Here is a 12,419-nt window from a genome sequence, read left to right on the forward strand (position 1 = left end):
CCTCCTCTGCGGGTGTCCGTGCTCCTCGTTAGGCTGACAGGGTGACGGACTCCGCAAAGCCTACCCTCATGGTCGTCGACGGCCACTCGCTCGCCTACCGGGCCTTCTTCGCCCTCCCGGTGGACAACTTCACCACCAAGGACAACCAGCACACGAACGCCATCTACGGGTTCCTGTCCATGCTGGTCAATCTCATCAAGGCCGAGCAGCCCACCCACCTCGCGATCGCGTTCGACACCTCCCGCCACTCGTTCCGCACCGACGAGTACCCGGAGTACAAGGCCACCCGATCCGAGACGCCGCAGGAGTTCAAGGGCCAGATCCCGCTACTGCAGGACTGCCTCGCCGCGATGTCTATCCCGGTGCTGACGCAGGAGGGCATCGAGGCCGACGACATCCTGGCCACCCTCTCCACCCAGGGCGCCGCCCAGGGCTACGACGTGCTCGTGGTCTCCGGAGACCGCGACACCATCCAGCTCGTCACCGACGACGTCACGCTGCTGTATCCGTCTGTGCAGGGTGTCTCACAGCTCAAGCGCTACGACCCGACGACGGTGCAGGCGCGCTACGGAGTCCGTCCCGAGCAGTACCCCGACATCGCCGCCCTCGTCGGTGAGACCAGCGACAATCTCCCCGGTGTACCGAAGGTGGGGGAGAAGACGGCCGTCAAGTGGCTCACGCAGTTCGGCTCCCTCGACGAGCTGCTCGAGCGTGCCGGCGAGATCAAGGGCGTGGTGGGCGGCAACCTCCGCGACCACATCGAAGACGTCCGCCGCAACCGCAAGCTCAACCGCCTGCTCACCGACGTGGAGCTGCCGGTCGCACCGGCCGACCTCGCGGTCGCCCCGATCGACGCCGAGGCCGTCCGCGACATCTTCGCCCGACTCGAGTTCCGCACGCTGCTGCCGCGGGTCTTCGAGGCCGTCGGTGCGGGCGAGGTGGCCGACGACCCGGCCTCCGTCGTCGAGATGCCGGCGCCGGCGCAGGTGTCCGCCGCCGATCTGGCCACCTGGGCCACGGCTCAGAGCGGAGATATCGCTCTCCGGGTCGTGGTGCAGTCCGGTGCACCCGTGCGCGTCGGCGTCGCCACCGGGAGCGAGCTGCGCGAGCTCGACTGGTCGGAGGAGGCGGCTGCGGCGCTGCGTATGTGGCTGGAGTCCGACGCGCCGAAGGTGCTGCACGACGCCAAGCCGCAGGTGAAGGCGCTGCTCCGTCAGGGCATCCGTCTCGGCGGGCTCGCCTACGACACGAGCCTCGCCGGCTGGCTGCTGCGTCCGAGCTTCCCCGACAAGACGCTGTCCGACCTCGTCCAGCGCTACCTGGGGGAGAAGCTCCCCGAGGCCGATCCGTCGCAGCTCGTGCCGGAGACCGAGGGTGCCACCCCGTCGCAGGAGGCGTGGTTCATCCTCCGCGTGGCCGAGGCCCTGCGGAACGATCTGCCCGAGCCGGTCGACGCCGTGCTCCGCGACATCGAGCTGCCGACGCTCCGCACGCTCGCCGACATGGAGCTCGCCGGCGTCGCCGTCTCGCACGAGGTTCTGTCGACGTTCTCGGCCGAGCTCGCGACACGCGCGGATGCGCTGGCCCAGGAGGCGTTCTCGGTCGTCGGCCGCGAGTTCAACCTCGGGTCGCCGAAGCAGCTCCAGGAGGTGCTGTTCGAAGACCTGCAGCTTCCGAAGACGCGCAAGACGAAGACCGGGTACTCGACCGATGCCGCGGTGCTCGCCGACCTGCAGGAGTCGCACCCGCATCCCTTCCTGAGTCTGCTGCTGCAGCACCGTGAGGCGACGAAGCTGCGTCAGATCATCGAGTCCCTCGACACCGCGATCCGCGAGGACCACCGGGTGCACACGACCTATGTGCAGACCGGCAGTCAGACCGGGCGCCTGTCCAGCACCGACCCGAATCTCCAGAACATCCCGGTCCGCACCGAGGAGTCACGGCGCATCCGCAGCGCCTTCGAGGTCGGCGAGGGGTACGAGACCCTGCTCACCGCCGACTACTCGCAGATCGAGATGCGGATCATGGCGCACCTCTCGGGTGATGAGGGGTTGATCGAGGCCTTCAACAGCGGCGAAGACCTGCACCGTTTCGTCGGCGCCCGCGTGTTCGGCGTCGATCCGTCCGAGGTCACGCCGGCGATGCGCACCAAGGTGAAGGCGATGTCGTACGGCCTCGTCTACGGGCTCTCCGCGTTCGGGCTGTCCAAGCAGCTGCGCATCGAGCAGTCGGAGGCCAAGCAGCTCATGGTGGAGTACTTCGCACGGTTCGGTGCGGTCCGCGACTACCTGCGGGCCTCGGTGATGAAGGCCAAGGAGGTCGGCTACACCGAGACGATCTTCGGGCGTCGGCGGCCGTTCCCCGATCTCGCGAGCCCCAACCGCGTGCTGCGCGAGAACGCCGAGCGGGCCGCGCTCAACGCCCCGATCCAGGGCAGCGCGGCCGACATCATGAAGATCGCGCTGTTCCACATCCACGACGACCTCCACGCCGCGAAGCTGGAGTCGCGGGTGCTGCTGCAGATCCACGATGAACTCGTCGTCGAGGTCGCTGCGGGTGAGTGGGACGCGGTGGAGCAGATCGTCCGCACGCGGATGGGTGACGCCGCGCAGCTCTCCGTGCCGCTCGACGTGCAGGTCGGCCGCGGTCGGGACTGGAACGAAGCCGCGCACTGATCCCGGTGGCCGGAGGGGGCGGGGATTAGGCTGGAAGGCATGACTTCCGCACCCCGCACCCCCTCCGCCATCGACAGGGTCGCCGATGAATGGGTCGACACGATCGCCGTGCTGGCGCCGACTCTCGGCACGTACATCGGCCGCTCCGAGGTCAACGACCGATTCGGTGATCTGAGTCCGGAAGGTCACGAGGAGATCGCCGCGGCGACGCGGGCCACACTGGACAAGCTGGCCGCGCTGGAGCCGGTCGACGCGATCGACGAGGTCACCAAGACGGATCTCAGCGCCGAGCTGCGCCTCGACCTCGAGTTGCACGACGCGAAGTGGCACCTGCGTGATCTGAACGTCATCGCCTCCGCCGCGCAGGACGTCCGCTCCGCCTTCGACCTGATGCCCACCGCGACGGTCGAGGACTGGGAGGTCGTCTCCACCCGACTCTCCGCCGTGCCGGGGGCGCTGCGCGGGTACATCGAGACGCTCCGTCTGGGCATCGCCGAGGGCGTCACTCCCGCCCGTCGCCAGGTCGCGGAGGTCGCGACGCAGATCGACCGCTACATCGCCGACGACGGCTTCTTCGCGGCGTTCGTCGCGCACGCCGATCCCGAGGAGGGTCAGCTTCCCGCCTCGCTCGCCCGCACGCTGGCGGATAACTCCGCGGCTACCCGGGTCGCTTACGGCGAGCTGCGGCGCTTCCTGGCCGAGGAACTGGCCCCCGAAGCCGGTGAGACGGACGCCGTGGGGCGCGAGCTCTACGCCCTCAACTCCCGGCGTTTCCTCGGCGCGACCATCGACCTCGACGAGACCTACGAGTGGGGCCGGGAAGAGCTCGCCCGCATGGTGGCCGAGCAGACGGCGATCGCGAACGAGATCCTTCCCGGAGCCTCCGTCGAGGAGGCCGTCGCGCATCTGGAGTCGGACCCCGCCCGCAAGCTCGTCGGCACCGAGGCGCTCCAGCGGTGGATGCAGGAGACCAGCGATCGCGCGGTCGCCGAGCTGGGTGCCTCGCACTTCGACATCCCGGAGGCGATCCGCACGCTGGAGTGCATGATTGCGCCGACGCAGGAGGGCGGGATCTACTACACCGGTCCCACCGACGACTTCTCGCGCCCCGGTCGCATGTGGTGGTCGGTCCCCGAGGGCGTCACCGAGTTCGACACGTGGCGCGAGCTCACCACCGTGTACCACGAGGGTGTGCCGGGGCATCACCTGCAGATCGCCCAGGCCGTCTACAACCGCGCCGAGCTCAACTCCTGGCGGCGGCTGCTCGCCGGCACGTCGGGGCACGCGGAGGGCTGGGCGCTGTACGCGGAGCGGCTGATGGAGCAGCTCGGTTACCTCGATGACCCGGCGGATCGCCTCGGCATGCTGGATGGGCAGCGGATGCGGGCGGCGCGCGTGGTCCTCGACATCGGCGTGCACCTCGGCAAGCCCCGACTCGAGGGCGAGGGCGAGGGCGTCTGGGATGCCGAGTACGCGCTCGACTTCCTCCGCCGCAACGTGAACATGTCGGACCAGTTCGTGCAGTTCGAGGTCAACCGGTACCTCGGCTGGCCGGGTCAGGCGCCGTCGTACAAGGTCGGTCAGCGCATCTGGGAGCAGGTCCGCGACGCCGTGCAGCAGGCGGAGGGCGACGCGTTCAGCTTCAAGGGCTTCCACAAGCGGGCCCTGGATCTCGGCGGCGTCGGACTCGACACGCTGCGCAGCGCGCTGCTCCCTCGGTGACGGGAATGCCGGCCCGAGTCCGCGTGTTCCATTCACCTGAATAGGAAGGTGTGACATGGACATCGAATTCGGGCTGGACACGTTCGGCGACATCACCCGGGACCAGGACGGCGAGCTGCTCAGCGGCGCGCAGACCATCCGGAACGTCGTCGCGCAGGCGGAGCTGGCTGACACCGTCGGCGTCGACTTCTTCGGGGTGGGGGAGCACCACCGGCGTGAGTTCGCGGTCTCGTCCCCGGAGATGGTGCTCGCGGCGATCGCGGCGCGCACCGAGCGCATCCGGCTGGGCACCGCCGTGACCGTGCTGTCCTCGGACGACCCGGTGCGTGTGTTCGAACGCTTCTCGACCCTCGACGCCCTGTCCGGCGGCCGGGCGGAGGTCGTCCTCGGGCGCGGTTCGTTCATCGAGTCCTTCCCGCTGTTCGGCTACGACCTGCGCGACTACGACCGGCTCTTCGAGGAGAAGCTCGAGCTGTTCGTCGAGCTCCTCAAGGAAGAGCCCGTCACGTGGTCCGGCTCGCTGCGGCCGTCTCTCGACAACGCGGACGTCTTCCCGAAGACCGAGAAGGGCCTGCGCACGTGGGTCGGCGTGGGTGGCAGCCCGGAGTCCGTCGTGCGTGTCGCGCGTCACGGTCTCGGCCTGATGCTGGCGATCATCGGCGGCCCGGCCGGACGGTTCAAGCCGTTCGTCGACCTCTACCACCGTTCGGTCGCCTCCTTCGGGACGACCGCCCACCCGGTGGCCGTGCACTCACCCGGTCACATCGTGCCCACCGACGCGGAGGCGTGGGACGAGGCCTACCCGGGCTTCGAGGCGATGAACAACACCATCGGTCGCGAGCGTGGCTGGCCGCCTTACAGCCGCGCGCGCTTTCAGAACGACATCGGTCCGGAGAGCTCGCTCTATGCCGGTTCGCCGGAGCGCGTCGCGGCGAAGATCGCCGACACGATCACGACCCTCGGGCTCGGCCGCTTCGACCTCAAGTACGCGACCGGCACCCTGTCGCACGAGTCGATGATGCGCAGCATCGAGCTGTATGGCACCGAGGTGATCCCTCGGGTGCGGAAGCTCCTCGCCGACCGCGACTGAGCTGGCGTCATCTCGCGGCTCGGCGGGACGGGCGGCCCTACGATGAGAATCATGGCCGATACCGCCCTGCCGAGCCGCACCTCGCTCGCCGAGCGCCTCGACGTCCTCCCGTTCACCCGCCGGCACCTGCGCCTGCTCACGGGCTCCGGCGTCGGCTGGGCGCTCGACGCGATGGACGTCGGACTCATCTCCTTCATCATCGCGGCGCTCTCACAGCAGTGGGATCTCACGAAGGGGGAGGCCGGCTGGATCGCCTCGCTCGGCTTCGTCGGCATGGCCGTCGGCGCGACCCTCGGCGGTCTTCTCGCTGACCGCTTCGGCCGCCGGCAGGTGTTCGCCCTCACGCTGCTCATCTACGGCGTGGCCACCGGAGCGAGTGCGCTGGTCGGATCAGTGGCGGCGCTGCTCGTGCTGCGGTTCTTCGTCGGCCTCGGCCTGGGAGCGGAGCTGCCGGTCGCCTCGACCTACGTGAGCGAGTTCGCGCCCGCGCGCATCCGGGGACGGCTGATCGTCATCCTCGAAGCCTTCTGGGCTGTGGGCTGGACGGCGTCTGCCGTCATCGGGTTCTTCGTCATCCCCGCCTCTGAGGCAGGCTGGCGGTGGGCCTTCGCGCTCGGCGCGATCCCCGCGGTCTACGCCCTCGTCGTGCGGTGGGGTCTGCCCGAGTCGCCGCGCTGGCTGGCGTCCCGCGGACGAATCGCGGAAGCCGACCGCATCGTCGCCGCGTTCGAGGCCGATGCCGGTGTCGAGCACACCCCGCAGATCCGGAAGGAGCCGGCGTCGCGGGCGATCGCGATGACGGCGCGTGCCCGGCTCGCTGCGCTCTGGAGCGTCGAGTTCCGGATGCGGACCGCCTGCCTCTGGCTGGTGTGGCTTGCCGTCAACTTCGCCTACTACGGGGCGTTCATCTGGATCCCGAGCATCCTCGTCGACGCGGGATTCGACCTCGTCCGCTCGTTCGGCTTCACCCTCATCATCACGCTCGCGCAACTCCCGGGCTATGCCGTGGCCGCCTGGCTCATCGAAGTGTGGGGCCGCCGGGTCACGCTCTCGGTCTTCCTGCTGGGGGCGACCGCCTCGGCCGTCGTCTTCGGCACCGCCACGACGGTGCCGATGATCATCGGCGCCGGCATGGCCCTGTCGTTCTTCACCCTCGGTGCGTGGGGTGCGCTCTACGCGGTGACGCCGGAGATCTACCCGACCTCGCTGCGCGGCACGGGGGCCGGCTGGGCCGCCGGGGTGGGCCGCATCGCCTCCATCGTGGCGCCCCTCGCCGTTCCCGTCCTCCTCGGTGCCGGCGGTGCACCCCTGCTGTTCGTCGTGTTCGCGGCCTGCTTCCTCGTCGCCGCCGCGGCGGCCTGGGGTCTCGTCGATCGGAGCGGAGCGGCGTTGGACGACCGGTGACGTCCGGGACCGGGAATAGGCTGGGCGCGTGGCTGATGTACGTTTCGTCGCGATAGGCGACTCCTTCACCGAAGGCGTGGGCGATGTGCTCCCCGATGGGCCCGAGCGCGGCTGGGCCGACATCGCCGCGCAGGGATGGGCGGATGCCGCGGGGCACCCCATCCAGTACGCGAACCTCGCGATCCGGGGGAAGCTGGCGTGGCCGATCGTCGAGGAGCAGCTCGAGCCCGCGTTGGCCCTGCGCCCCACGCACCTGTCGTTCAACGGCGGGGGCAACGACATGCTGCGGCCGCGGACGGACGTCGAGCACATCGCCGACGCGTTCAGCCGGGTGCTGCGGCGGTGCGACGAGGAGGGTGTGACGATGATCCTGCTCTCCGGTGCCAACCCCAGCGGGCAGCTTCCGATGGGATCGCTCGTGCAACGCCGCGGCGATCTGCTCTCCGAGGCGGTCCTGCGGCGCATCGAGGACCGGCCCGACGTCATCCGTGCCCTCAACTGGCCGGACACGGAGCTGTCGAAACCCGCGTACTGGTCGGAGGACCGGCTGCACATGAACGCGGCGGGCCACCACCGCGTCGCGGCCCGCGTGCTGCACGGGCTCGGCTTCGAGCCGCCGGCAGCCTGGTGGGCGCCGCTCGACCGCTGGACCGCAGGGCCCGGGGGCCTGGCGTACTACCGGGAGTTCGTCGGCCCGTGGGTGCGACGGCGCGTGACGAGGACCTCATCCGGGGACGGCCGCGCAGCGAAGTATCCGACCTGGGTCGAGCGGACGCCGGCATGAGCGGCGTCACGCCCCGCGGATGAGTGACATCGAACTCGTCCGTCTCCCCGCCGGGACGGTCACGCTGCACGACGCCCGGCGCCGCACCCGCCGGACCGTCGAACTCGAGCCGTTCTCCCTCGCCGCCTTCCCGGTGACGGAGGAACAGGTCACCGAAGTCCTGGGCACACCATCACGGCATCCTCGTCGCCCGGTCGCCGACGTGAGCTGGCTGCGGGCCATCCACTTCTGCAACGCCGCCTCGGAGTGGGAGGGACTCGATCCCGTGTACCACTTCGAGGGTGAGGACGTGGCCTGGGACACCACAGCGGACGGCTACCGCCTTCCGACCGAGGCCGAGTGGGAGTACGCCTGCCGAGCAGGCTCCACCGGGCCGCACTATGCGCCGCTGGCCGAGGCCGCCTGGACCGCGGCCGACGGAGTGGGCACGCCGCAGGACGTGGGCGGGAAGCTCCCGAACCTGCACGGGCTCTTCGACACGCTCGGCAACGTGTGGGAGTGGTGCTGGGATCTCCTCGACCCCGCGCGGTACGACGACTATCGGGTCTTTCGCGGCGGAGGATTCGCCGACGACGCCTGGAGCGTGCGCGCGTCCGTTCGCCGCGGGGGAGCGCCGCGCATGCACCATGAGGACGTCGGTTTCCGCGTTGCTCGGGGCGCCTTCGACACCGAGGAGGAGGCGCAGGGCTGGTCGGCGGCCGCGGACCGGGAGCGGGCCTTCGTCGACGGCGGTCTGCCCTCGGGCTGGACCCCACGCCGACGGTAGCCCGCGCCGGGCGGTTTTGGTCGCCCACTCTGCGCGGTGGGAGACTGAAGGGATGACCACGCCGTTCGCGCTCATCCTCAACCAGGGTCGCGTCGCCGACCGCACGGACGGAGCCCTCGTCGGGGCACGCCGCGTCGCCGACGCGCTGTCCGCGCTCCTGCAGCGGGAGCCCGTCGTGGTCGGTACCCCGGAGCCGGGCCGGATGGACGACTGGTCGGTCGCGCTGCCCGAAGCTGCGGAGACGCTCACGGGTCTGCGTGACGCGGTGCAGGAGGCGATCGCCGCGGATGCGACGCCGCTCCTCGTGACGAACACCTGTGCGGCGAGCCTCGGAACGCTGCCGAGTGTCGCCGAGCACCACCCCGACGCAGTGGTGCTGTGGATCGACGCGCACGGCGACTTCAACACGCCAGACACCACCGACTCCGGCTACCTCGGCGGCATGGTCCTCGCCGCCGCCTGCGGGCTGTGGGACAGCGGCCACGGGGCGGGCATCGACCCCAAGCAGGTCATCGTCGTGGGCGGTCGCGACATCGATCCCGCCGAGGGGGAGCTGCTCGCCGGTGCAGGAGTGACCGTCCTCAGCCCCGCGGAGAGCACCCCGGAGCGGCTCAGCGCGCTCATCGCCGGGCGACCGGTGTGGATCCATGTCGACTGGGACGTCTTGGAGCCCGGTTACATCCCTGCGGCCTATCGCGTCGGCGACGGTCTGCTGCCGCACCAGGTGGCCGCGCTGTTCGCCGCGATCCCGTCGGCGGACGTCCGCGGCGTGGAACTCGCCGAGTTCGAGGCGGGCGACGCGGAGGTGCCCGAGCGCGTCAGCGTCGAGTTGATCGTGGAGACCGTCCAGCACCTCCTGCGCTGACGGCGCGGAGTGCCGTCACGGCGTGGCGGGTGCGGCGCCGAGGTGCCACGCGGTGACCTCGACCTCGGAGCCCGACACGATGTCGAGCTCGACCGGCCACGAGCCGCGGTCATACCCAGGGAGCAGGGCGGCGTGGAGCGCACGTGCCACGAGAGCGCCGTCCAAGGCATTGGCGTCCCATCCGATCACCGCGGTCGCCTCGCCCTGGGGCGGCACGGTGACGGGCGCGGAGCCGGGGTCGGTCGCCAGGAAGGACGAACCGGGCCGCACCTCGACGTCGAGCGCATGGCCGTTCTGATCCGCGAACGCGATGTCGGGATACCCCTCGACCACGCACGGCTCCTCGCTGACGTTCATCAGACGGATGCTCTGGGCACGGTGCCCCGTGGCCCCGTCGGCGGTTCCGAGCAGCAGCATGGCCCGGTCGGGGGTGCAGGCTTCCGCGGGGAGCTGCGGTGTCGACGCCCCCGGGGCCCGCTCCGGCACTGGATCGCCCACGGCCGCCGGATCGACGAAGGCTCCGGACTCGTCGGTGGTGCCCTGCAGCGCGGCGTTCTCCTCGACGATCTGGCGCTGCCACGCGGCATCGGCCAGGCTCCCGACGACGACGAGAGCGACCACGCTCGCGAGGGCGACACCGAGGAGGCGCGGAGACCATCGCCGCGCCGGTTCCTCGCCGGCTCTGCGCGAGAAGGCCCAGGCGGGGATCCATCCCCAGGCGAGTCCCCAGTAGGCGGTCTCCGGCGCGGACTCGACGACCGCCGCGGTCAGACCGTGCACGCCGGAGAGAGGGAGGAAGGACAGCACCCGGGTGACGTCGTCGCACAGCCCGACGGCCGTTCCGGCGAGGACGGCCCCGAACCAGAGCACGAGGAACGCGGGAGCCCGGCCGACACCCTGCGCACCCCGTCCCACGACCCAGACGACGCTGCACAGGACGGCCGCCGTCATGGCCAGCACCGTGACGCCCCACGCGCCGGGGAGCAGCCAGGCGTGACTCTGCAGCGGGCCGATACCGACGAAGCTCAGCACTCGCGTCAGCACGATGTCGGAACTGGTCAGTCGGGCGATGGCGCCGGAGACGATCCACAGTGCGCCGAGGAGCAGCCCGGCGAGCAGTCCCGCCGTCGACGGCGGCCTCGTGCGACCGTCTCGGGCGCTCGGGAGGGCGGCGGTCGACGGGGGAGCGGAGGCCATGCCTCATCCTATGGGCGCTCAGCGACGCCGGTCGGGATCCAGCCCCATGCGGATCCGCGTCCGCTTGCGTTCGATGAGGATGAACACGACTCCGAGGACCCAGAGCGGGATCAGGGTGAGGAACGCGACACGGAACGCGTCGAGCGTGTAGGTGTCCGGGGTGCCGGCGCCCTGGGCGTCGAGGAGGAGACCGATCACGAACACGGCGATCAGGGCAGCGATGAAGCCTCCCGCGTTCGTCACGCCGGTGGCCGTGCTGAGACGATGCACGGGGTTGTGCGTGCGGGCGTGGTCGAAGGCGATCATCGACGCGGGGCCGCCGGTCGCCAGAGCGACCGCCAGGACCCAGAGCAGCCAGTCCGGGGCGGGGCCGGGGAGGGCGATGACCGCGATCCAGGCCGCCATCTGCACGCCGACCGCGGGGAGGACGAGGGCGAGCGAGCGGTGGTTCGGCAGGCGGCGGGAGAGATCGCCGATGATCGGGCCGAGGATCATGCCCGCGACCACGTAGATCGAGATGATCCCCGCCGCGTGGGCGGTGGTCAGGCCCTCGCCGGCCGTGAGGAACGGCATGCCCCACAGCAGCACGAACACCGTGCCGGCGAACGGTGTGGTGAAGTGCGACCAGAACGCGAGCCGTGTGCCGGGATGTGCCCAGGCCGCCCGGATGCCGACGCCCGTGTCGATCGCCGACGTCACGACTCGCACGACTCCGGTGTCCGTGTTCACCGATACGTCAGGACCGCTCTCGGCGGGGTTGTTGCGCACGATGAGCCACACGAGGATCGTGAAGAGCAGGCCGAGACCGGCGATGCTGCCGAACGTGATCGACCAGGTGGTGGCGTGCAGCAGGGCGGCGACCGGCACCAGGGCGATCAGCTGACCGGCCTGCCCGATGATCCCGGTGAACTGGACCATCACGGGACCGCGCTGCGCGGGGAACCACGTGGCCACCAGCCGCAGTACGGCGGGGAAGACGGCGGCGTCACCGGCTCCGAGGAGGACACGCGCGACGATCGCGATGCCGATGCTGGGGGAGAGGGCCATGGTGAGCTGTCCGGCCGCCATGAGCAGCATCCCGGCCGTGATGATCGGGCGGGAGCCGTAGCGATCGAGGAGGACGCCGACCGGGATCTGCATCCCGCCGTACACCGCGAGCTGCACGACGGCGAACAGTGCGAGCGTCGAGGCGTCCGCCTGGAAGCGGTCGGCGGCCTCGACACCGACGGCACCCAGAGATGTGCGGTTCGTGATGGCGAGCACGTAGGCCGCGACGCCGACGGACCAGATCGCCCAGGCCCGCCACCCCGGCGTGGAGACGGGGGAGTGGGAGACCTGAGGCACCCTTCCACGCTACTCCTGCGTGGCGATGTCCGACGCCGTGGCTAGAGTGCCCGCATGACAGCCTCCTCGCAGCACCATGCCCTCGACTACGTCGAGCTCGTCGTCACGGATCTCGATGTGGCGAAACGCTTCTTCACCACCGCCTTCGGGTGGAGCTTCCAGGACTACGGGCCCGGCTATGCGGGCATCCTCTCGCCCCGCGGAGACGGGAGCGAGGTCGGCGGACTCCTGCTCGCGGACGCGCCGCGACCCGTCGGCGGTCCGCTCGTGCTGCTCTACTCCGACGACCTCGATGCGACGAGGGAGGCGCCGAACCGGAGCTCGGGTTCGAGCTGCTGAGCGCCGAGCACAACCGGGGGTATGCCACCGCAGCTGCTCAAGCCGTCCTGACATGGGCAGACGGGGCGGGCTTCGACCGCGTCTGGGCCGGCGTCTGGGAATGGAACCTCCCGTCCCGGCGGGTGCTCGAGAAGCTCGGCTTCGTCGAGTCCGGACGGGAACGCCCGTCCTCCGCCCACGGTCGAAACATCCTGACCGTCAGGACTCTCTTCGCGGAGTGAGAGGGCGGGCTC

11 protein-coding genes are annotated in these 12,419 nt (G+C 70.5%); 9 read left to right on the forward strand and 2 right to left on the reverse strand.

Annotated elements, in window-relative coordinates:
* Nucleotides 1–41: 41 nt before the first annotated feature.
* Genes polA through AB0P08_RS07780 form a run of 7 tightly spaced genes read left to right on the forward strand, consistent with a single transcriptional unit; the run spans nt 42 to nt 9,306 of the window.
* Nucleotides 42–2,675 carry a DNA polymerase I gene (polA, locus tag AB0P08_RS07750; RefSeq protein ID WP_363589175.1) on the forward strand — a complete coding sequence of 878 codons (2,634 nt, stop codon included), beginning with the start codon at nt 42–44 and terminating at the stop codon, nt 2,673–2,675.
* Between the two features lie 39 nt (nt 2,676–2,714).
* A complete protein-coding gene (locus tag AB0P08_RS07755) occupies nt 2,715–4,397 on the forward strand; it encodes a DUF885 domain-containing protein (RefSeq protein ID WP_363589177.1) in 1,683 nt (560 codons plus the stop codon).
* A gap of 55 nt (nt 4,398–4,452) precedes the next feature.
* Complete coding sequence (locus AB0P08_RS07760) at nt 4,453–5,487, forward strand: LLM class flavin-dependent oxidoreductase (protein WP_363589179.1); 1,035 nt, start codon at nt 4,453–4,455, stop codon at nt 5,485–5,487.
* 51 nt (nt 5,488–5,538) lie between these two features.
* On the forward strand, nt 5,539–6,891 hold the full coding sequence (locus tag AB0P08_RS07765; RefSeq protein ID WP_259954863.1) for an MFS transporter: 1,353 nt from the start codon (nt 5,539–5,541) through the stop codon (nt 6,889–6,891).
* Between the two features lie 28 nt (nt 6,892–6,919).
* A complete protein-coding gene (locus tag AB0P08_RS07770; RefSeq protein ID WP_363589181.1) occupies nt 6,920–7,675 on the forward strand; it encodes an SGNH/GDSL hydrolase family protein in 756 nt (251 codons plus the stop codon).
* A 19-nt stretch (nt 7,676–7,694) separates the two neighbouring features.
* Nucleotides 7,695–8,441, forward strand: coding sequence for a formylglycine-generating enzyme family protein (locus tag AB0P08_RS07775; protein WP_187661481.1), 747 nt, complete (start codon nt 7,695–7,697; stop codon nt 8,439–8,441).
* A 52-nt stretch (nt 8,442–8,493) separates the two neighbouring features.
* Nucleotides 8,494–9,306, forward strand: a complete 813-nt coding sequence (locus AB0P08_RS07780) for an arginase family protein (RefSeq protein ID WP_259954866.1) — start codon at nt 8,494–8,496, stop codon at nt 9,304–9,306.
* 15 nt (nt 9,307–9,321) lie between these two features.
* On the opposite strand, the gene AB0P08_RS07785 is transcribed toward AB0P08_RS07780, so the two are convergent.
* Both AB0P08_RS07785 and AB0P08_RS07790 read right to left on the reverse strand, forming a co-directional pair.
* On the reverse strand, nt 9,322–10,503 hold the full coding sequence (locus tag AB0P08_RS07785; protein WP_363589184.1) for a DUF4232 domain-containing protein: 1,182 nt from the start codon (nt 10,501–10,503) through the stop codon (nt 9,322–9,324).
* 18 nt (nt 10,504–10,521) lie between these two features.
* A complete protein-coding gene (locus tag AB0P08_RS07790) occupies nt 10,522–11,847 on the reverse strand; it encodes an MFS transporter (protein WP_292795130.1) in 1,326 nt (441 codons plus the stop codon).
* Nucleotides 11,848–11,901: 54 nt separating this feature from the next.
* Between AB0P08_RS07790 and AB0P08_RS07795 the strand changes: the two genes are divergently transcribed.
* Complete coding sequence (locus AB0P08_RS07795; RefSeq protein ID WP_363589186.1) at nt 11,902–12,186, forward strand: VOC family protein; 285 nt, start codon at nt 11,902–11,904, stop codon at nt 12,184–12,186.
* Nucleotides 12,183–12,407, forward strand: coding sequence for a GNAT family N-acetyltransferase (locus tag AB0P08_RS07800; protein ID WP_363589674.1), 225 nt, complete (start codon nt 12,183–12,185; stop codon nt 12,405–12,407). Before AB0P08_RS07795 ends, AB0P08_RS07800 begins: the two co-directional genes overlap by 4 nt.
* Nucleotides 12,408–12,419: the final 12 nt, after the last annotated feature.

Origin of the sequence: Microbacterium meiriae (genome assembly GCF_040686935.1) — a bacterium.
GTDB classification, from domain to species: Bacteria; Actinomycetota; Actinomycetes; order Actinomycetales; family Microbacteriaceae; genus Microbacterium; species Microbacterium meiriae.

Coding starts and splice junctions, on each gene's coding strand:
- AB0P08_RS07755 (WP_363589177.1), top strand. CDS start 2,715: ATGACTTCCGCACCCCGCACCCCCTCCGCCATCGACAGGGTCGCCGAT.
- AB0P08_RS07760 (WP_363589179.1), top strand. CDS start 4,453: ATGGACATCGAATTCGGGCTGGACACGTTCGGCGACATCACCCGGGAC.
- AB0P08_RS07765 (WP_259954863.1), top strand. CDS start 5,539: ATGGCCGATACCGCCCTGCCGAGCCGCACCTCGCTCGCCGAGCGCCTC.
- AB0P08_RS07775 (WP_187661481.1), top strand. CDS start 7,695: ATGAGTGACATCGAACTCGTCCGTCTCCCCGCCGGGACGGTCACGCTG.
- AB0P08_RS07780 (WP_259954866.1), top strand. CDS start 8,494: ATGACCACGCCGTTCGCGCTCATCCTCAACCAGGGTCGCGTCGCCGAC.
- AB0P08_RS07785 (WP_363589184.1), bottom strand. CDS start 10,503: ATGGCCTCCGCTCCCCCGTCGACCGCCGCCCTCCCGAGCGCCCGAGAC.
- AB0P08_RS07795 (WP_363589186.1), top strand. CDS start 11,902: ATGACAGCCTCCTCGCAGCACCATGCCCTCGACTACGTCGAGCTCGTC.